The 20354-nt window shown below is 39.5% G+C and carries 21 protein-coding genes; 8 read left to right on the forward strand and 13 right to left on the reverse strand.

Features of this window, described 5'->3' with window-relative positions:
- Positions 1 to 16: 16 nt before the first annotated feature.
- From VJ09_RS05810 to VJ09_RS18005, 5 genes are all read right to left on the reverse strand, one after another.
- Entirely contained in the window at positions 17 to 607 is a 591-nt protein-coding gene (locus tag VJ09_RS05810; protein WP_044640648.1) for a hypothetical protein, read from the reverse strand.
- Positions 604 to 978, reverse strand: a complete 375-nt coding sequence (locus VJ09_RS05815; protein WP_044640649.1) for a hypothetical protein — start codon at positions 976 to 978, stop codon at positions 604 to 606. Before VJ09_RS05815 ends, VJ09_RS05810 begins: the two co-directional genes overlap by 4 nt.
- Positions 979 to 1659: 681 nt before the next feature.
- The gene (locus VJ09_RS05820; protein ID WP_044640650.1) at positions 1660 to 2127 is read right to left on the reverse strand and encodes a hypothetical protein; all 468 of its coding nucleotides are present in this window, start codon (positions 2125 to 2127) and stop codon (positions 1660 to 1662) included.
- Positions 2128 to 2330: 203 nt separating this feature from the next.
- Positions 2331 to 2789: a hypothetical protein gene (locus VJ09_RS05825; protein ID WP_044640651.1), complete on the reverse strand. Its 459-nt coding sequence runs from the start codon at positions 2787 to 2789 to the stop codon at positions 2331 to 2333.
- Between the two features lie 263 nt (positions 2790 to 3052).
- Positions 3053 to 3304, reverse strand: coding sequence for a zinc ribbon domain-containing protein (locus tag VJ09_RS18005; RefSeq protein WP_407689973.1), 252 nt, complete (start codon positions 3302 to 3304; stop codon positions 3053 to 3055).
- A 369-nt stretch (positions 3305 to 3673) separates the two neighbouring features.
- On the opposite strand from VJ09_RS18005, the gene VJ09_RS05830 reads away from it, so the two are divergent.
- The 5 genes from VJ09_RS05830 (at position 3674) to VJ09_RS05850 (ending at position 9514) form a co-directional block, all read left to right on the forward strand.
- Complete coding sequence (locus tag VJ09_RS05830; protein ID WP_044640652.1) at positions 3674 to 5314, forward strand: ATP-binding protein; 1641 nt, start codon at positions 3674 to 3676, stop codon at positions 5312 to 5314.
- Positions 5298 to 5999: a response regulator gene (locus VJ09_RS05835; protein WP_044641632.1), complete on the forward strand. Its 702-nt coding sequence runs from the start codon at positions 5298 to 5300 to the stop codon at positions 5997 to 5999. Before VJ09_RS05830 ends, VJ09_RS05835 begins: the two co-directional genes overlap by 17 nt.
- A gap of 424 nt (positions 6000 to 6423) precedes the next feature.
- The gene (locus tag VJ09_RS05840) at positions 6424 to 7449 is read left to right on the forward strand and encodes a Bug family tripartite tricarboxylate transporter substrate binding protein (protein WP_044640653.1); all 1026 of its coding nucleotides are present in this window, start codon (positions 6424 to 6426) and stop codon (positions 7447 to 7449) included.
- 79 nt (positions 7450 to 7528) lie between these two features.
- A complete protein-coding gene (locus VJ09_RS05845; RefSeq protein ID WP_044640654.1) occupies positions 7529 to 7975 on the forward strand; it encodes a tripartite tricarboxylate transporter TctB family protein in 447 nt (148 codons plus the stop codon).
- 12 nt (positions 7976 to 7987) lie between these two features.
- A complete protein-coding gene (locus tag VJ09_RS05850; protein WP_044640655.1) occupies positions 7988 to 9514 on the forward strand; it encodes a tripartite tricarboxylate transporter permease in 1527 nt (508 codons plus the stop codon).
- A 367-nt stretch (positions 9515 to 9881) separates the two neighbouring features.
- Here the strand turns inward: VJ09_RS05850 and VJ09_RS05855 are convergent, their stop codons facing one another.
- From VJ09_RS05855 to VJ09_RS05875, 5 genes are all read right to left on the reverse strand, one after another.
- The gene (locus VJ09_RS05855) at positions 9882 to 10817 is read right to left on the reverse strand and encodes a siderophore ABC transporter substrate-binding protein (RefSeq protein ID WP_044640656.1); all 936 of its coding nucleotides are present in this window, start codon (positions 10815 to 10817) and stop codon (positions 9882 to 9884) included.
- Positions 10818 to 10951: 134 nt separating this feature from the next.
- On the reverse strand, positions 10952 to 11707 hold the full coding sequence (locus VJ09_RS05860; RefSeq protein ID WP_044640657.1) for an iron ABC transporter ATP-binding protein: 756 nt from the start codon (positions 11705 to 11707) through the stop codon (positions 10952 to 10954).
- A complete protein-coding gene (locus VJ09_RS05865) occupies positions 11694 to 12650 on the reverse strand; it encodes an iron chelate uptake ABC transporter family permease subunit (protein ID WP_044640658.1) in 957 nt (318 codons plus the stop codon). The genes VJ09_RS05860 and VJ09_RS05865 overlap by 14 nt, the downstream gene beginning before the upstream one ends.
- Positions 12640 to 13593 carry an ABC transporter permease gene (locus tag VJ09_RS05870; protein ID WP_044640659.1) on the reverse strand — a complete coding sequence of 318 codons (954 nt, stop codon included), beginning with the start codon at positions 13591 to 13593 and terminating at the stop codon, positions 12640 to 12642. Before VJ09_RS05870 ends, VJ09_RS05865 begins: the two co-directional genes overlap by 11 nt.
- 30 nt (positions 13594 to 13623) lie before the next feature.
- Positions 13624 to 14199, reverse strand: coding sequence for a nitroreductase family protein (locus tag VJ09_RS05875; RefSeq protein WP_044640660.1), 576 nt, complete (start codon positions 14197 to 14199; stop codon positions 13624 to 13626).
- A 343-nt stretch (positions 14200 to 14542) separates the two neighbouring features.
- On the opposite strand from VJ09_RS05875, the gene speE reads away from it, so the two are divergent.
- Both speE and VJ09_RS05885 read left to right on the forward strand, forming a co-directional pair.
- Entirely contained in the window at positions 14543 to 15385 is an 843-nt protein-coding gene (gene speE / locus VJ09_RS05880; RefSeq protein ID WP_044640661.1) for a polyamine aminopropyltransferase, read from the forward strand.
- Between the two features lie 219 nt (positions 15386 to 15604).
- Entirely contained in the window at positions 15605 to 16525 is a 921-nt protein-coding gene (locus VJ09_RS05885) for an alpha/beta hydrolase (protein ID WP_044640662.1), read from the forward strand.
- Between the two features lie 232 nt (positions 16526 to 16757).
- Here the strand turns inward: VJ09_RS05885 and VJ09_RS05890 are convergent, their stop codons facing one another.
- The 3 genes from VJ09_RS05890 to VJ09_RS05900 all read right to left on the reverse strand — a co-directional run bounded on the left by VJ09_RS05890 (position 16758) and on the right by VJ09_RS05900 (position 18732).
- A complete protein-coding gene (locus tag VJ09_RS05890) occupies positions 16758 to 17030 on the reverse strand; it encodes a DUF308 domain-containing protein (protein WP_044640663.1) in 273 nt (90 codons plus the stop codon).
- 176 nt (positions 17031 to 17206) lie between these two features.
- Entirely contained in the window at positions 17207 to 18055 is an 849-nt protein-coding gene (locus VJ09_RS05895; protein ID WP_044640664.1) for a 1,4-dihydroxy-6-naphtoate synthase, read from the reverse strand.
- Positions 18052 to 18732, reverse strand: coding sequence for a futalosine hydrolase (locus VJ09_RS05900; protein ID WP_044640665.1), 681 nt, complete (start codon positions 18730 to 18732; stop codon positions 18052 to 18054). Before VJ09_RS05900 ends, VJ09_RS05895 begins: the two co-directional genes overlap by 4 nt.
- 231 nt (positions 18733 to 18963) lie before the next feature.
- Here VJ09_RS05900 and VJ09_RS05905 point away from each other — a divergent pair, with 231 nt between their 5' ends.
- Positions 18964 to 20229 carry an L-lactate MFS transporter gene (locus VJ09_RS05905; RefSeq protein WP_407689974.1) on the forward strand — a complete coding sequence of 422 codons (1266 nt, stop codon included), beginning with the start codon at positions 18964 to 18966 and terminating at the stop codon, positions 20227 to 20229.
- Positions 20230 to 20354 lie beyond the last annotated feature (125 nt).

The raw sequence follows: 20354 nt of genomic DNA on the forward strand, positions 1-20354 counted from the left end.
GCAGGTTTATAAATGATTATCTCCTTCTATACCAATCCAGAATGGAAGGTAGGTTTGGTAGTCTCAATAAACTTTTCGCAAATTGATTGGCAGCAATTACTCGAACCTGTTGGACACGATGTTTTTTGGAAAAGAAGTAGAGTACAGATTTCTCCATACTGGGGAAATGTTCCTCTACATTTCCCACTACCACCGCCTCCAAATGATGAAAAAATTCTCGGGCAATAAGCACATCTGGAATGGCAACAAAACGCCACAAATCTAAGCGAGAATCCATACGTACTAAATATTCTATTTCCTCGATCGCTTCTTGATAGACTCGAATGAGATTCTTCTCTGGAAAGTAATCTGAATTACGAAGAATTCCATCTTGAACATTTGGATGACGAGCAATCTCCACGTGACATTCCCATTTGTCTAACAACTGATCAATCGGTTCGTAAGGTCCCACATATTGATTATAAATTTGATCTCCTAGAAGACACGCTTCTGTAGTATAAAACTCTTTCTGTTCATCACTAAGTTCAGGGAAAAGAGGGTCTTTACTCAGTTCAAAAAGTGCTAATTCCAGATCAGTTGGCAGACCTTCTACTAGGCCATGCATCATACTGCTTTATTCCCTACGATAGGATAAGTATTTTTAGAGGTATCATATCCCTTTGATTCTTTCATCAGGATAGATTCCCTCTCTTCTTCTATATGTATATGGTTCAACTTGACCCGCTTTTCCCCTATAACAGCAACACCATATGAACTACTCGTATCCATTGGCCTTACACCACTGAGAGAACTAAAGTTTCCTCTCATCCAGAAAGGAGCTCCGAAAGAATGAAGATAACTTTGACTTCCATCCTGTCCTTTACCTTGATGACGGTTAATAGATTCCTTATGAGGTAGGAGATCTATCCCTTTTAATTGATTTGAATCTAACTTCGGCACTGTTAGATATGAAACAGAACCACTTTCAAGAAAAGACATTATCGGAATCCCTCCTTAGTAAGCATAATGTTGAAAGAGATATGGCTCCCTAGCGGGAGAAAGATCAAATCATTATAACCACCATACTGGGAAACGAACCCTATTTTAGGTTATTAAATTTAAATCTTATCCCCTAAAATAGAATCACATACTTCTAAAGAAACTCAACCCCTAAACAATTAAACAAACTACTCCTTTCAATAGACTGAAGCCCTAAATATCGATTCATCAACCTTCTCTAGTTACTAATATTTTAATAAATCGTTCTTTTCCCCGCAATATTATTATCTTAAACGAAAAATACCTCGTCTGCTTTTATAAAAAAGCGGAAAATATTAGAAGTATATTCCATTCTATAAGTCATAATCTATAAATCAATCTACTTTTTATAGCTTGTTGCATAAATCAAAGTTAGACATAGGCGAGCCGCCGATTTTCTCGCTTCTGCTTGTCCTGCCTGTCCTGAGGGATCTCTCCGGCTCCCTATCGCTCATAGTCGCATCTCCAAAGGGTAAAACCTCTGGCTTTAGGCTAATTATGCAACGTGCTCTATTATTTTGGTTGGTGGTGCAAATTAACTTGTTCATAGTACTTCTTTTCCCCAATTTTATATTATAAAGCACAAAAAGACATGCTCTTCCTTCTACAAGGTTAGTAGCATGTCTTTTTGTGCTTAGTAGTCTATTCTATAAAGTACATTTTGCCGTTTACTTCTAGCGATACAGAAGACTGGGTCATCTCTGTTTTCAAACTCTTAGTGTAATTTACTACCTTTTCAATTGCAGCTTTATCTAGCTTATCAGTAAACGCATATACAATGGTTACTTTCTCTTTTACTAATTGATTTGTATCGGATACCCAAGCACCTTGTCCATCAACTGCGGTAGCTCCACCAAACATATTAGAAAGTTCGGTTAACGTTTTGTCTACATAAGGTGTATTATCAATTGGTTGACTCACATTTATGGTAGAAGGAACATAAATTTTCACGACATTTCCAAGATGGGACATTTTTGTTAAAGCAGTTTGTTCCACTGGTTTTTTCGCTGTAACGGTTGTTTCTGGACCGCTTGTTGCGTATACAGCACCACCGATACCCACAATCAGAAGTACTGCAACCAGCCAATAATATAGTGATTTCTTTTTCATGATATAGCTCCTTTTAGGATATTGATATAACAACAATTCAAATTATATATTTCGATATGTAAAGTGATCAATATGAAAACGATTGTATATAAGTCAGGTTTGTTACGTTTTTGTTACATTTGCCAAGAATGAAAAAAACACAAAAAGAAAAAGACATGCTCTCCTTCTGTTAGTAGGTTAGCATGTCTTTTTTTCATAATAATCTATTCAATGAAATACATTTTTCCATCTACTTCTAACGAGATTGCAGACTGGGTCATCTCTGCTTTCAATTTCTTCGCATAGGCTACAACCTTATTAATGGCAGCTGAATCTAAATTTTCTGCAAAGCTGTATACGATGGTCACTTTCTCTTTTACTAATTGATTCGAATCAGATACCCAAGCACCTGTGCCATCCACTGCAGTTGCTCCTCCAAACATGTTAGAGAATTCTGTTAAAGTCTTATCTACATAAGCAGTGTTGTCAATTGGTTGATCCACATTGATAGTAGAAGGGACATAGATTTTTACGACATGATCAAGGTGATACTCTGGTAATGCAGTTTGTGTTGTTGTTGTCGTACTTTTGGTGGTGGTTGTAGTCTCTGCATATACAGCAGTGCCTAAGCTAGCTACAAGAAGTACGGTAAGCAACAAATAATAAAGTGATCTTTTTTTCATGATATAGCCCCTTTTCAAAAAAATTATTATAACAACAACTCAAATTATAAGTAGGTTATTATTATTGATCAATATGAAAACGCTTGTATATAAGTCAGGTTTGTTACATTTATTTAGAAGAACGTAAAGTAAATAAGATTAACTTACTTTGAGAACTAAATATCAATCTATCTCTCCGTGCAACGGTTTTTTTGAAATTAAATCATTTTTTTCAAAATAAGTAAAAACGGAACTACTTTGAAGCTCCCCCACCTACGCTAATGCTAAGATGTGGGGGATTCTTGGGTAATCCCATCTACCGATAGGAAATGCACCAAGCTCAAATCGTAGTTCCTACGGCAAGAAGTCTCAGACCCTTCTTTTACTATATTTTGAGCAGCATGAAGGTCTCGATCATGTTCTACCGGGCACTCAGGGCATGTCCAACTTCGAAGATTTAGTTTTTTCACCTCTTTATTTTGATAGCCACAGCAGGAACAAAGCTGACTAGGGGGAAACGTTTTACCTACTTTCACGATGGTTCTTCCGAACTACTTTGCCTTATAGGTCAGCATGGTGACAAACTCCGACCAAGAAGCATCCGTAATGGATTTGGCTAAGGAATGATTTTTCACCATGTTTTTAAAGAATCTCTTCTCACTTGACTCTTTCCAATTATTTTCCTTTCCTTCATACTAGAATGGAAAGAAACTCTATCATATTTATCATCTCTTATTACTATCGAGCATGTTGCATAATGAACCCAAAGCCAGAGGTTTTCTCCTTTTGAGACGCGACTATGAGCGATAGGGAGCCGGAGCAGATCAAAAGCGGGAAAACCGGCGGCGCGCCTACGTTTAACTTAGATTAATGCAACAAGCTAACTATCAAAAGGAGAAAGGACCATGCCGAAAAAGCACTACTCTCTCCGCTTAGAAACACGCATCCTTTTATCGTGTTCCTTCTTACTCGCCTTTACACTAATTGTGCTGGGGGGGACTTTTTCCGTTTGGATGGACGAGCAGGTGGAAGAACAAGTGGGAAAACGAGCATTGTATGTGGCTCAGTCCGTGGCATCGATCCCTGACATTCGTCGAGCTTTCCACCAAGAGAATCCCTGGCATACGATACAACCGATTGCAGAAGAGATCCGAAAAAAGACTGGTGCTGAATATGTGGTAGTAGGTAACAAACAAGGGATACGCTTTTCGCACCCTTTTCCTGATCGTATTGGGCAACATATGGTAGGAGGAGATAATTACCCTGCACTTAATGGGAAACCGAGTATTACGAAATCAATCGGTACATTAGGACCTGCAATCCGTGGAAAAGCTCCGATTTACGATGCAGGAGGAAACATCATCGGACTGGTCTCAGTCGGATTTCTCTTGGAAGATCTTGAAAAAATAAATAACCAGTACTTATTCCGTATTATCCTATTATCCTTAGGAATTTTTGTAATCGGTTTCATCGCATCCTCTTACCTGGCTCGGCGTATTAAAAAAGATACGCTAGGGTTGGAGCCAGAACATATCTCCTCTCTCTATCAACAGAAACATACGTTGATTAACACCGTACGGGAAGGGATTATCATGGTAGACAACTTAGGGAAAATTACCGAAATTAATGACCGTGCACTCCATTTGATTGGAGCCACGGAGGAGAAAATTATCAGAGGGAAACCGATACAGGAGATATTACCTCAAACCAAAATGCCCCAAGTACTTCAAACCGGAGAGCCTCAGTATGACCAAGAAATGTCTCTTTGCGGTCAAGAAGTAATCGTCAATCGACTTCCGATCTTACATGATAAAAAAGTAATTGGGGTTGTTTCTAGTTTTCGTCCTAAATCAGAAATTGATGAGCTGAGTAAAAAGCTATCTCAAGTTCAACAGTATACGGAAGTACTGCGTGCCCAAACCCATGAATTTCATAACACACTATACACTATTTCAGGACTAATTCAGTTAGGCTCTACAAAAGATGCATTGGATTTGATTCAACTGGAGATGAAAGATCAACACCGTCTTACCTCTTCTGTGTTAAAGCAAATTCGCAATCCTTGGATCTGTGCCATTTTAATGGGGTATTTGAACAAAGCACGTGAGTTAAAAGTAGATTTAGTCTTAGATCCAGAATCAAACATGCTGGAGCGAACGAAATTCCCGAAAAATTGGTTATATGTCACTATTCTTGGTAACCTCCTACTCAATGCAATGGAAGCTGTCCAATTACTACCAGAAGGACAACGTCATGTTCGAGTCTACCTCGAAGATTTAGAAGAGCTATTGATCCTTGAAGTAGAAGACTCTGGACCAGGAATTTTTCCATCAGTACTACCACATATTTTTGAGAAACAATTTTCTACAAAAGAAGCTGCAAATGAGCAAAAACGTGGTTTTGGACTGTGGAATGTAAAACAAGCAGTGGAAGAGTTAGGCGGTAGTATCAATGTCGATGCTGGCAAAAATGGAGGCGCTATTTTTGTCGTCCAAATTCCATTGGAGGTGAGTAATCTTGATCGAGATTATGATCGTAGAAGATGATGTCAGAGTGATGGAAATCCACAAACGATTTCTGCAAAAGATGCCTGAATTTCATGTCTGTGCTACCGCTCAAACAGGAAAAGAAGCAGTGGAATGGTTAGAAGTGATGCAACCACAATTGGTACTACTCGATCTGTATCTTCCGGACATGTTAGGTACCGATCTAATCATAAAACTACGAGAGCAAAAACCTGACCTTGATGTCATCATGATCACAGCAGCTAATGAAACGCATATGGTCCAACAATCTCTTCAACAAGGAGTTTTTGATTTTCTTGTAAAACCGTTTTTACTAGAACGATTTCAACAAAGTCTAGAATCGTATTTGCATTCTAGGAGCTTGCTTCAGAAAAAAGAACTGACTCAACAAGAAGTAGATCGGTTTTTACAACGTAACTTTCGACCTTTCCAATCCGAACTGGTGATTACACACCTTCCCAAAGGGATTGACGAAGTAACCTTGCAAAAGGTAGACCAGATGTTACAAAAAGCACCACCACAGGGAGTTACGGCTGAACAAGCCTCTGTGTTGATTGGGGTTAGTCGTACTACTGCTAGAAGATATCTGGAATACTTAGTAGCTTCAAAGAAGGCTACAGCTGATCTGGAGTATGGTTCCATTGGTAGACCTGAACGAAAATACCGAGCCACCTCCAGTATCGTAGATTCAAAGATTAGGAGCTGATTATAGCCTGAGCTTTTGTACCGCTACAAAGCGGAGACAACCCGTGGAAGGATCACGAGGTCCAACTGTTTGAGGCGTTAGCCGAGTTTCTTGTGCCCTTTGTCGTGGGTATGAACCTCCCTAGAACGATCTGTCGGAGCGATCTTACTTCTTCGTAAGGTACAACTACATGGAAGGTAAAAATCATGCTCCAGGCTACCACTGTAAAAATTTAGCTAATCGACACTATCGAACTACCTCTGTTATGTCCAACGTGTGAACTTTATGAATTAAATGTCTCAAATGATTTTTATGCATTCAACTTTCACAAACTATACAAAAATATTGTTTACAATTAGCATAAAGACAGGTTGTCAGAGTAATGTTCTCTGATAGATCTGTCTTCTTTTATTTTGTAAACGCTTGCATAATAGGAGGTTCTACAATGAATAAATGGCTTACTATGCTTTCAGTCGGAGCACTAGCACTGGGAATCACTGCATGTAGTCAACAACCAGCATTTGGAGATCAAACATCGGGGGGTTCTGGGTCTGGTTATCCAGAAAAACCCATTACGATCGTCGCGCCATCTGGAGCTGGTGGAGGTTGGGATCAGACTGCTCGATCTGTAGCAACGATTTTGCAAAAAACCAAGTTGGTCGAAAAACCCATTACGGTTGAAAATCGTCCGGGTGGAGGTGGAGCAGTCTTTATGGCAGAGTTTGCCAATGGACTCAAAAACGATCCATACAAATTGATGGTAAAATCTCCTCCTATTCTAATCAACCATCTCAAAAAAGAAGGAAATAGCCCATTTGGCTATCAAGATACAACACCACTCGCTCAATTAACGATCGATTATGGTGCTTATGTAGTACGCAACGACTCCCCGATCAAAGACTTACCTAGTTTTATTGAGGAATTAAAAAAAGACCCGAAAAAATTTACGATCGCTGGCGGTTCTTCTCCGGGATCAATGGATCACTTGATCTCCATTTTGCCAGCATATAAATCAGGAATTCAACCAAACCAACTCAAATATGTATCCTATGACGGAAGTGGAGAAGCAATCACTGCTTTACTTGGAAACAATGCTGATATTATCGCAACGGATCTCTCTACCGTAATGGAATATGTCAAATCTGGAAAAGTCCGTGTTTTAGCAGTAACTGCACCACAAAAACTAACTGGCATGTTTAATGAAGTTCCAACTTTACGAGATCTTGGATACCAAGATACTGATTTCATTATCTGGCGCGGTGTTTTTGGTCCAAAGGGTCTGTCTGCTGAACAGAAAAAGTTCTGGGATGACAAGTTGAAAGCCCTCTCTGAACATCCAGAATGGAAATCCGAAGTGGAGAAAAAAGGATGGACTTTGGAATACAAAGACTCCGCTGCTTTCACTGATTTCCTATCCAAACAAGAACAACAGGTAAAAGAACTACTAACATCCTTAGGAATGAACAAATAAGAACTCTCATTCAATAAAAAGCTAGGGTGCTTAGCATCATCGCCCTAGCTTTTCCTTTCAACCAAAGGAGGGATATCACATGAATCGTATATTTGATAAAACTAGCAGTATCATTTTTCTAGCAATCGGTCTCTTTTTTATCTTAGAGAGCCGAAATATTGCAAACTCAGCTTATGGAAGTGAAGTAGGTCCCAATGTATTTCCTATGGGTTTGGGAATAATCCTTGTTCTTTTAAGTTTGCGCTTACTATATGAAACATTTCGTTTTCCAGAAGAAGTGAAAAAAACTTCCTATCAATACAAGAAGTTCGCCATCATATTTGGTGCTGCCATTCTATATGTCGTGTTATTCGAAGTAATTGGATATGTATTATCCACCTTTCTCTTTTTACTTGTCTCGTTTCAAGCGATGGAACGTGGGAACTGGGTCACTTCTATTCTCACCGCGCTTGGATTTTCCGGGATCGTCTACTATCTCTATGTCTATGTATTACAAGGCACACTTCCAGGGTTTCCAATAGGTTAGGAGGAACAGAAAATGGACACATTAGATTATCTACTAAATGGATTCCTCGTAGCTCTACAATGGCAAAACATTTTCTATGCTTTTATCGGTGTACTAATCGGGACTGTAGTGGGAGTACTACCAGGACTCGGTCCGATCAGTGGGGTAGCTCTCCTCATTCCGATCACCTCCACTCTCACTTCTGGCTCTACACCAGAAGAAGCTGCTGCTAGCTCGATTATCTTGCTCGCTGGTGTGTACTATGGTGCCATGTATGGTGGTTCTACCACGTCCATTCTTCTCAATACACCTGGTGAATCTTCCTCCGTCGTTACCACACTAGACGGATATCAAATGGCAAAACAAGGACGAGCAGGGGCAGCACTCGCCATCTCCGCAATTGGTTCCTTTGTAGCAGGTGTCTTCTCTCTCATCGCACTCATCTTTTTAGCAGAACCACTATCTGAGCTTGCACTAACTTTTGGACCGGCAGAATACTTTTCTCTTATGGTGCTCGGTCTCTGCGCAGTGACAGGACTAGCTGGAAAATCGATGACCAAAGCTCTGATCATGACAGTACTTGGACTACTACTTGGAACGATCGGAATTGACAATGTGACAGGTGTTTCCCGTTTCACCTTTGATATGCCTGAGCTTTATCAAGGACTGGAGTTCTTAACAGTGGCAGTCGGTCTCTTTGCACTGGGCGAAGTATGGAAGACTATTCTAGAATTTCGCCAAGAACAACAAACGATTGCCAAAATTTCTCGAATTACTCCAACCAAACAAGAATTAAAACAAAGTGCTGGACCTATTGGTCGTGGTTCCCTATTAGGCTTCTTTACTGGTGTATTGCCAGGTGCTGGTGCGACAATCGCCTCTTTCTTCTCTTATGTATTAGAGAAAAAGATAAGCAAGAACCCTGAGAAATTTGGAAAAGGAGCTATTGAAGGGGTCGCAGCACCGGAATCTGCCAACAATGCTGCATCTGGTGGCGCCATGATCCCTCTGCTCACACTGGGTATACCTGGGTCTGGTACCACCGCTGTCCTGATGGGTGCACTAATCATGTACAACATCCAACCAGGTCCTCTATTGTTTGAAGAACATCCTTATGTAGCTTGGGGCTTGATTGCCAGCATGTTTATTGGGAACCTCATGTTACTAATCCTCAACATGCCGCTTGTCAAACTCTTTGCCAAAGTGATCAATGCACCTATCAAATATTTGACTCCCATCATCATCGCCATCTCCTTTTTTGGAGTCTATGCTGTACAAGTAAGTACCTTCGATCTCTATCTGTTACTTGGATTGGGTATCATCGGTTATTTCCTCAATAAAAACGACTACCCATTGGCTCCGCTTGTACTAAGTCTCATTCTCGGTCCCTTGATGGAAAACAACTTCCGACGAGCCTTGACTGCATCCAACAACGATTACACTGTATTTGTAACTCACCCAATTTCGCTGACATTCTTAATAGGAGCAGTACTATGGATCGTCGTACCGCTTATCTTAAAAGCACGTGGTAAAAAAGTAATTGTAAATGATGAAGATTGATCTTTTAAAAAGAATAGCTTTGAAATTAAAAGAACCCAGAGACAATGGTTAACTCTGGGTTCCTTTTTGTTCGTATAAGATATATTTCCATCCATGTTTCGACAACAAATTGAACGAAACGATCAAGCGGGTAAGCATATATCAAAGAAGCAGGCGCCGATGGTATTTTTGTACCTGGTGTGAGCGATATGGACACTATCAGAGAGTACTGTGGAACAATCCTTAACGAAAAAAAGACTTGGGAGTCACTAGAAAGTTAGTTTCAAAACAAATATCGATCAATGCGGTTAGCATTTCCTACTCATGCAAACAAAAAAAGTAGGGCAAAAGAATTCTCTTCCTCTGCCCTACTTCCCAATTCATATCCTTACTTGATCGCTGCTTCGATCTGTTTCACCATCTCAGAGACAGAGATTAGTCCACCACCAGAAAGATACCAGTAGTTTGGATCAAGATAGACGATATTTTGATTTGTATATGCTTTTGTCTTTTTCACGATCTCATTTTCGATAGCAGCTTTCGCTGATGAAGTTCCCCCTACTACAGCCCCACGATCCACTACGAATAGGTAGTCTGGGTTTTTCTCTAGGATGTATTCATTCGAAACGTTTTGACCATGTGTCGATACTTGAATATTAGGATCTACTGGAGTAACTCCAAATACATCATGGATAATTCCAAAACGAGAGTTAGGACCATAAGCACTTACTTTTCCTTCATTGGCTAGGACGACGAGACCGTTTTTCTGACTTGCAGCTGCTTTTTCTTTTGTCGTTTGAATTGTTTGGTCAATCTTTGTAAGTTCCGCTTCTACAGCCGCTTCTTTTCCAAAGATCTTTCCAAGAGTCCGAGCATTAGCCTTAAACGAATCCATATATTTTGCAGTATCTACTCCTGTAAAGACTGTAGGTGCAATTTTAGACAACTCTGCATAAGCTTCTTCTTGTCTTCCAGAGATCAAAATTACATCTGGCTCTAGTTCATTAATCTTTTCAAAATCAAGCTCTTTCAATGTTCCTACATTGGTGTATTTGCTATCTTTGTACTTGGAGAGGTAGCTTGGTAAACTATTTTGCGGTACCCCAACTACTTCTACACCCAATTTATCTAATGAATCCAGTGTACCAAAATCCAATACAACCACTTTTTTTGGATTCAACGGAACATCAGTTTTACCTAACTTGTGCTCAATGGTGATTTTCTGGGCATTCGTTTCACCAGTTGCTTTTTCCGTTGTACTACAAGCTACAGCCATCATCATCAAAAGTAATGCTGATAGTAGAATTCCTAATTTTTTTCTCATTTTTCTTTCCTCCAATAGTATAAAAATCTATACACAGAACTACAGCACTCCAAGAATCTTAATCAGATTCGCTCCATTCCTTAGTCGCTCCCCAAGATTAAAATTCTCTCTGTTATTCAAAGCTCTGTTTTCTATCAGAAATAAATGGCAATCTTTTTCTCTTCAATGTCTTGAATCTGAATATCCATATCATATATTTCCTTTAGAATCGCATGATCCATTACATCCGTCGCGGTTCCTTCTTTGATGACCTTACCATCACGGAGAGCTACCAGATAATCGGAGTAGCAAGAAGCGAAGTTTATATCATGGATTACAATCAGGACTGTTTTTCCCAGTTCATCCACCATTTTACGTAATGCTTTCATAATCTGAACGGAGTGCCTCATATCTAGGTTGTTTAGCGGTTCATCCAGCAATATGTAATCTGTGTTTTGTGCAAGTACCATCGCTATGTATGCTCTCTGTCTTTGCCCACCACTCAGTTGATCCAAATATTTGTGTTGGATCTCCTCTAATTCCAGATATCGTATTGCTTCATCGACATGTTCCCAGTCTTCTTTGATCAATCTTCCTTGCGAGTAAGGGAAACGCCCAAAGCTAACTAGCTCTCGAATGGTTAAGCGTACCTGAATATGGTTGGATTGTTTTAGGATGGAGATTTTTTTTGCTAGGTCGTTGCTTTTGTAGCTGCCAATCTCTCGTTCTTCGATCCAGACTTCTCCTTCACATGGAGTAAGGAGACGACTCATCATGGACAATAAGGTACTTTTACCAGCACCATTCGGTCCAATAAAGGATGTGATCGTTCCTTTGGATATTTGAAGAGAAACATCATCCACAACTGTTTTGTTTCCATATCTTTTGGCTAGGTTTTTAACTTCTAACACTGCTATTCTCCTTTAGTAGAAGATAGAGAAAGTAGATTCCTCCGATGAAGTTGATCATGACACTGACTGTCGTAGAGTATTCAAAGACTCTCTCGACTAACAACTGACCACCAACCAATGCAATAATTCCAAACAGAGCCGAGCTGGCGAGTAAGTACTTATGTTGATAAGTTTTCATAAATTGATGAGCAAGATTGATCACTAACAATCCTAAAAACGTGATCGGACCCACTAAAGCGGTCGAGATCGAGATCAAAACGGTAACGACAAATAACGACTTTTTAATGAGAGGTTCAACCTCAATCCCTAAGTTAATGGCATTATCTCGTCCTAATGAGAGAGCATCTAAATACTTCATATTAGGGCGATACCAAATCAAGGTTACAATGATTACTATCACAGAGATATATAGCAGATCTGACTGGATATTGGAAAAACTTGCAAACATCTTATCTTGGATCTGGAGAAACTCATTGGGATCAATTAATACCTGCATAAAAGACGACATACTTTGGAAAAATGTTCCTAAAATCAGTCCCACTAACAGCAATAGATATAGATGACTCCCTGCTCTCCGAAAGAGAACTTGATAAAGCAAGCTAGCAAAAAGGATCATGATCGCAGTAGAGATAAAGAAATTCACATTCTTATTTAAAAAGGTAAGATTGCTAGATCCCACTACAAATAAAAGAGCTGTTTGAAGCAACATATAGAGTGAATCTAAGCCGAGAATATTGGGAGTTAAGATTCTGTTATTAGTGATCGTTTGAAAAATGGTAGTCGCAAATGCAATCGCAAACCCCGTTAATACGATCGCTGCGATCTTATAGCTCCGTTTGGGAAGTGCATAATCCCAATTGTTCCCCAGTTTAAAAAACAAGAATGTGACGATTAGTATGACTGCTGTAATGGCGAGCAACCCTATTTTCTGATTAGGTTTCATTGGTCTTTCTCCTAACGACTAAGAAGACAAAAATTCCACTTCCTATTACACCCACCGTAAGTCCAATTGGAATCTCATAAGGGTAAATGAGAATCCGACCCAAAATATCACAGGCAAGTACAAATACTGCTCCTAATAGTGCTGTATGAGGAAGGTTTTTCTTTAGATGATCTCCTCGATACATGGAAACGATATTAGGTATGATGAGTCCTAGAAACGGAATCACCCCTACCGTAAGAACGACCACCGTTGTAACAAGTGCGACAATGACTAGTCCTATATTCACAACAGAACGGTAGTTTAAGCCTAAGTTAGAAGAGAAATCTTCCCCCATCCCAGCGATGGTAAATCGATGAGCATAGAGGTAGGAGATGATTACCATGGGAATGCTTAGATACAGAATTTCGTATCTCCCTTTTAATATCATGGAAAAATCCCCTTGCAACCAAGCAGATAAGTTCTGAATCAGATCGTGTTTAAAAGCAAAGAATGTGGTAACGGAGCTAATGATATTCCCCAACATAATCCCGACCAAGGGGATAAAGATCGTATCTTGGAATTTCACTCTATCCAATATTTTCATAAATAAGAACGTTCCAGCTAAAGCAAAAACGAAAGCTACCAGCATCTTCTGCATCACAGTAGCAGAAGTAAATAAGAGTAAAGAGACCAAAATCCCTAATCGTACTGAATCCATAGTCCCCGCTGTAGTGGGGGAAACAAATTTATTTCGACTAAGTTGCTGCATAATGAGTCCACATACACTCAGGCTAATACCTGCAATGATGATACTGATCACTCTTGGAAGTCTACTAACAAGCAGGATATGTGCTTGATCCTCACGCAGATGAAAAATATCCAATGGAGAAATATCTTTTACCCCAATAAAGATCGAACACCCTGATAGTACAAACAAAACAGCAAGTAAGTATCTTTTTTTCATCTCTCACTCTCCTAGAAGCCACATAGATCCTTACTCTACAACCGTGATGAGCTCTTCTACACTCACCCTTGGTTTTGGTGTAGGAATCTTTGCGGGATAGCCAACATGGAGACTTCCTACTACTTTCTCCCCTAGACCAATCCCCAATACTTCTCGAAAGCTCGGATGATTCATAAGAGCATACGTCTTCCATACCATCCCAAGATTTTGTTCCCAAGCTAGCAAACTAAAGTTATGAATCAAGCAACTAGTTGAGGCGTAGTCTTCCTCACGAACAGTAATCGATGGGTCTTCTTTCATCAGTACCACCACAAACATGGGAACAGCCATCATCTTATCGTAAAATGTTTGACCTATTTCTTTTGCCTTCTGTGGATCTTGTGCTTTTTTCTCATTGATCTCTCGGGCAATCTCCGCAATCTTTTTTCGCCCATCTCCATTTACTATCACAAATCTCCATGGTTGGGTCATCCGATGATTGGGAACCCATGTTGCAGTATCTAATAGTTCTTTTATTAATTCTACGGATACCGTTCGGTCTTCAAATAAATGAACGGATCGTCTTTCTTTTATTAGTTGAGCTACATTTACTTGAGCTACATTCAAAATTATTCGCTCCCTTTATTGCGCTTGCATTTCATTGAGAATCATTTTCGCTATAACCATAATAGTGATAATCATTATCATTTGTCAACAGAAAAATGACAATTATCATAACCTCATGGCAAAATACGGAAATACACTTTTTTCGATCTTTATCATTGCTATTTTCAAGCTCTGGATACTTTTCTGCTGTATTACCATTCTCAAAATATGAGAACGAAATTTCTTATTGTTTTCTCTCAAAAATGCTACTATGTTTTTATTCATTACTATCCATTTTTTCTATTTTGCATCGATAGTCAGAAGACTAAGATAGCAGACAATAAATCGAAAGGAGCTTGTACAAATGGAAAACTACATTCAACAAATCAATGGAGAGAAATGGCTGGTCGAGGATGAAAAAGAAAATCTCAAGATCAGTTATCGGATCAAAGAGGTAATCGCAGAAAAACAATCAGACTTTCAGCATGTCATGATTGTTGATTCTTACGACTTTGGACGGATGTTGGTCTTGGATGGAGTTGTACAAACTACCTCTCTAGATGGTCATATTTATAATGAGATGATCACCCATATTCCACTCAGTATCCATCCAAATCCTAAAAATGTATTGATTATTGGTGGGGGAGATTGTGGAGCTGCACGAGAAGTAATGAAATACGATCAGGTTCAATCGTTAGATATGGTCGAGATCGACGAATGGGTTGTCCGTTTTTCCAAAGAACATTTACGAGCAATATCTGGAAATCTCTCTGATCCGAGAGTAAACTTCCTATATCAAGATGGCATCGCTCATGTAGCACACAAGCGCAATCACTATGATGTGATCATCGTCGATTCCTCCGATCCGATTGGACCTGCTGAACAGCTTTTTGAAAAAAGTTTCTATCAAAAGATCTACCATGCATTAAAAGAGGATGGATTGATGGTGTGCCAAAGCCAATCTCCTCTTCTTCATCAAAAAGTGATGTCAAAAACAAATGAGTCTTTAGGTGAACTCTTTGCTCATCGAAAGCTATACACAGCAACGATCCCTACCTATCCTGGGGGATTTTGGAGTTTTACTCTTGGCTCTAAGAAATACCATGAAGTATATGTAGATGCGTTTGAGAAAGAAACGAAGTATGTAAATTTGGAATTGCTACATAGTTGTTTTCAGTTGTCTGAATTCATCAAGAAGTATGTTTAGAGGTAGGATATAAGCAAAAAAGCCTCCTAATGCGGGAGGCTAATGTTTTCTAACGGTACATATAAATTTTTGAATACATCATGAGAAATTATTACCTCATCAAGATAGATTACTACATCTAGCATTTTTTCATTAATTCTACTAATGTACTATCTCTTTTTGGCTTCCAATTGAACCATCACTTTCAGGTTATACTAAAAATAAAAAGGTTAGCGATGAATGATGGATATACAAATAGCGATCCAACAGTTAATGGATCAACAAAAACCCTTTTCTTTTTCATCCAATGAAAATCATCTCATGCAAGAGTATACAAAATTTTATGGACTCGATTTCCCACAAGTAGAACATCTCTATGGTTATATCTCTTGTTGTAATGAACAGATCTTTTTGCAATCCTTCCGACCTATTGAACCCAGAGGAACGGTTTTATTACTTCATGGGTACTTAGAGCATGTGGGGGTATTGAAACATGCGATACGCTTTTTATTAGAACACTCTTATCAGGTGCTTACATTTGATTGGCCAGGGCATGGTTTGTCTAGTGGAAAACGAGCTACAGTTAATCAATTTTCTGATTATTTATGTGTGTTTGAATCGATCTATAAGGAGATTGTTCCTTCATTGACAGATTCGCGGGTTCATGTCATCGCCCACAGTACAGGAGGGGCTGTGGTAGTCGATTATATGCTGAACCATTCACCTGATTTTGATCGAGTTGTTTTAATTGCCCCATTGGTTCGTTCTTATATGTGGCATGCATCTAAAATTGGCTTTTACTTAGGAAATCGCTGGATTAAAGAAGTTCAAAGAGTAACTCGTAATATTCATCAAGAGTATGCAAATTTTATTCAAATGGACCCTTTGCAAAACCATAAAGTTCCTTTGATTTGGGTACAAGCTTTATTTGATTGGTATAAGAAGGTTCAGTCGGCGACTCCATCAAATCAGGAATTATTAATTATTCAAGGAGATCAAGATAGAACGGTTGATTGGAAGTATAATATTCGTTTTTTTCAAGAAAAATTCCCTAAAAGCCACATTGAAATCATTCAAAGTGGTAGGCATCAGCTATTCAATGATACGAAATCCACTGTCGTACAAACATTGGGTTATATCCATGGCTACTTAAGTAAATAACGTTTGAAAGCTAAAAGGTGGAAATTCTTAGAAAATCCCATCTCTGATAGGATCTTAACTAAGCTTAAACCGTAATTCCTACAACAAAGCTTTTCTTATTCTTCCAATTAAATTTAGGTCAATGAAAATTTGGATATAAGCAAAACGGCCTCCCGTATAGGAGGCTGATGTTTTATTAATTAAATATATATAGTTTTTGGACTACCCATATGCTCTGTTCCCTCTGATATTTTCATCGTAGTAACACTGTAGCTAAAATTAACAAACCTAAAGTTGTATATATAATCGCACTCTTTAAAGATGACTTCTTCTCTTTTTGCTCCTCTTCCAACAAATAGTTAATCCAATTTCCAAATCCTGACCAGATCCAAACTGTAGATATTAGATATGAAATCCAAGTTGAACTAGAATCGTAATAAATCAAAGTATATACCAAGACCAAAAAGAGCAAGATCCCAATCCATCTCGATACTGGTTTGTATTTTTTTAATACCGGTCTAGACATAAGTAAACCTCTCCATAAAAATAGTTTATATCTCTTTTCATTAAAATACTTTTTGTTCAAAATGAATAGTATAATAATATAATTTTCAGAATTAAACTTCTCCACTTTTGTCCGTTTCGACAAAAAAGGTTGTTGGGAAACTACTTATTGTAGTAATTTTCCAACAACCTTTCCTTTTAATAAAATGGATGGAATGCCTCTTTTGGTAGTTTTGGCACTAGTCCTTCATCAGCAGCACGATTCAGCAGAGCTTCAATCGCTGCATATCCATCCTTACCTAAATCCAGACTAAAGTCATTTACATACAGGTTAATATGTGCTTGAGCCACTTCTGGGTTCATTTCTTGGGCATGAGCCAACACATACTCTTGTGTTTCTTCTGGATGAGCCCATGCTTGTACAACGGATGCTTTGGTCCAGTTTGCAATCGCCTGTAAATCTAAGTCTCTTCTAGCAACAATCGCTCCGAGTGGGATCGGTAGACCAGTATCATCTTCCCACCATTTACCTAGATCGGTCACTTGCTCCAGTCCATAGGATGGATAAGTAAAACGAGCTTCGTGGATCACGAGTCCAGCATCTACTTTTCCATCACGAACCGCCGGCATAATCTCATGAAATGGGAGAATTACAATCTCCCCAACACCATTCGGTACTTGCTGTGCTACCCACAAACGAAACAAGAGGTATGCGGTGGAGCGCTCACTAGGAACTGCTACTCGTTTACCAGAGAGTGCTGTCGGGTCTTGCACAGCGGCTGATCCTTTCGCGGTCAAGATCAATGGGCCACAGCCACGCCCTAAAGCGCCACCACATGGTAATAACGCATAATCGGACAGTACCCAGGGCAGAGCAGCACAAGAAATCTTCAACATATCATAGGAGTCAGAATCTGCTGCCCAACCATTGGTTTTATCTATATCGGCATAGGTTACATCCAACTGTGCTGCCCCAGGAATTTTGTTATGTACCCAACCATGAAATATAAATGTATCATTCGGACAAGGTGAAAAAGCTATCTTCATCTTATTACCTCCCCTAGACTAGCACTTGCTATTTCTAATGCATGTAACGCATCTCCAATTCGCCATGCAGATCGATCTCGAGGTCCCACTTGATTGGATATCGCCCGAATCTCGATAACAGGAATTTCTTTTGCTTTAGCAGCACTGGCAATCCCAAATCCCTCCATCGCCTCTGCTGATGCACCTGGAAAACGTTTTGCTAAAGCCTCTGCTGTTTCTTTTGTCCCTGTAACCGTGGACAAGGTTAAAATGGAACCAAGTGTTGCTGTTACATCCTTCTCGTTCATTGCTACAACCAATTGGTTCGCCAAGGTCAAATCCACTGGAACATTAGCAGTACCGAAGCCAAGCTCATCCAAACTCATATATCCATCTGGAGTCTCAGCACCTAGATCCGCAGCAATAATCTGATCTGCCACTACCAGGCTACCTACTTCGGCTTGTCCCACAAAACCGCCACCAATTCCGGCTATGACGACCAAATCATACGGAGTGTGCTCCAAAGTAGTGGCCGTTTGAATAGCTGCTGCCACAGGCCCTACCCCGGCAGCTAATACATCGATATGCTCTATGTTGCCAAGCCCACGCAATACAGCTTCTCGCTCTGCCTCTACAGCTGTCACTACCAGAACGTTCGCCCTTGATAGTTGCTGGTTATGACCGTCTTTATGCCTCATCAATATGTCTCCTTTATTTCGGTCCCCTTAATATTATAGGGGAATCTTCCATTAAAAGGGGAATCTTTATCTTTGTTAATTGTTAGGTGCCCCAATCAATTCTTACGACAGTAGCCCATTCATGATTCCTTTCATATGACCACATTTTCTTGTTTGCTCCCTCTCCTATTGATTTCTATTCCAAAAATCGCATCCTGAACCTTGTTCTGGTTATATTAACAATCAATAATCATGCTCAAAGATATAGATCAGGAGAAAGGAAATGCGACATTAGATGAAAGATCAACCAGTCAATCGCTGGCTCGTTGTTCTCGGTACCATTATTGTACAAATGGGACTTGGACTATTTATACATGGAGCTTATTTAATCAACCACTTGAGAACAAATTCGGCTGGGAACTCAACGCCGTTGCCATCACTTTCTCTATCACTAGCTTTGCGCTTGCGGTGTCGACCTTATTTGCAGGTAAGCTTCAAGAAAAATGGGGGATTCGCAAATTAGTTGCTGTAGCAGGAGTAACATTAGGGATGGGATTAATTCTCAGTTCATTTGTTTCTTCCCTATGGACCCTATATCTCTTAGCTGGAGTGGTCGTAGGCTTTGCAGATGGAACTGCATACATTACTTCATTGTCTAATCTAATCAAATGGTTTCCGGATCGTAAAGGTCTCATTTCAGGCGTTTCTGTATCGGCATACGGACTGGGGAGCCTGATCTTCAAATATATTAACGGAGGATTAATCAATTCAGGTGGTGTATCTCAAGCTTTTTTATACTGGGGTACCATGGTCTTGCTAATGGTAGTAGTAGGATCATTTTTACTCAAGGATGCTGTTACAATCGAGGCTACAGATGAAGCCACTCAACATGGAAAAACGAATTTTACGGTCAAAGAAATGCTTCGAACCAAACAGGTCTATCTACTGTTCGTTATGTTCTTTACTGCTTGCATGAGTGGTTTATATCTAATTAGCATCGTAAAAGATATCGGAGTTCAATTGGCTCATCTCGATGTAGCAGTAGCAGCAAATGCCGTCGCTTTAATCGCTATTTTTAATACAACTGGTCGAATCATTCTCGGTGCCTTATCGGATAAGGTAGATCGTTTGAAGATAGTTGCGGCTACTTTTATTGTTACTGCTGGAGCTGTTCTAGTACTCAGCTTTGCCGATTTAAATTACACGATCTTTCTAATCTGTGTTGCAACCATTGCTTTTGGATTTGGAGGCAACATCACTGTATTCCCAGCAATTGTAGGAGATTTTTTTGGCTTAAAGAATCACAGCAAAAACTATAGTATCGTATACCAAGGATTTGGGCTGGGGGCACTTTCTGGTTCTTTTATTGCCGCTTGGATGGGTGGATTCAAACCAACCTTTCATGTAATTGGTATACTTTGTGTTCTGTCCTTTCTTATCGCGATGATGATTAAGCCACCAATACATGGAGAAGACAGAGGAAAGCTTAGAGTAAAACCACATAGTAGATTAGCTTGAAACCTTATCAAAACCCAACTCGGTTGAGTTGGGTTTTAGTTGACTTTACTTAGTGAACTACATCGCCATTGAAATGGCGAGCTTCTCGATTCATTGAATCGACCAACGTCGCATTCTCCACGAAG

Origin of the sequence: Risungbinella massiliensis (assembly GCF_000942395.1) — a bacterium.
Lineage (GTDB): Bacteria > Bacillota > Bacilli > Thermoactinomycetales > Thermoactinomycetaceae > Risungbinella > Risungbinella massiliensis.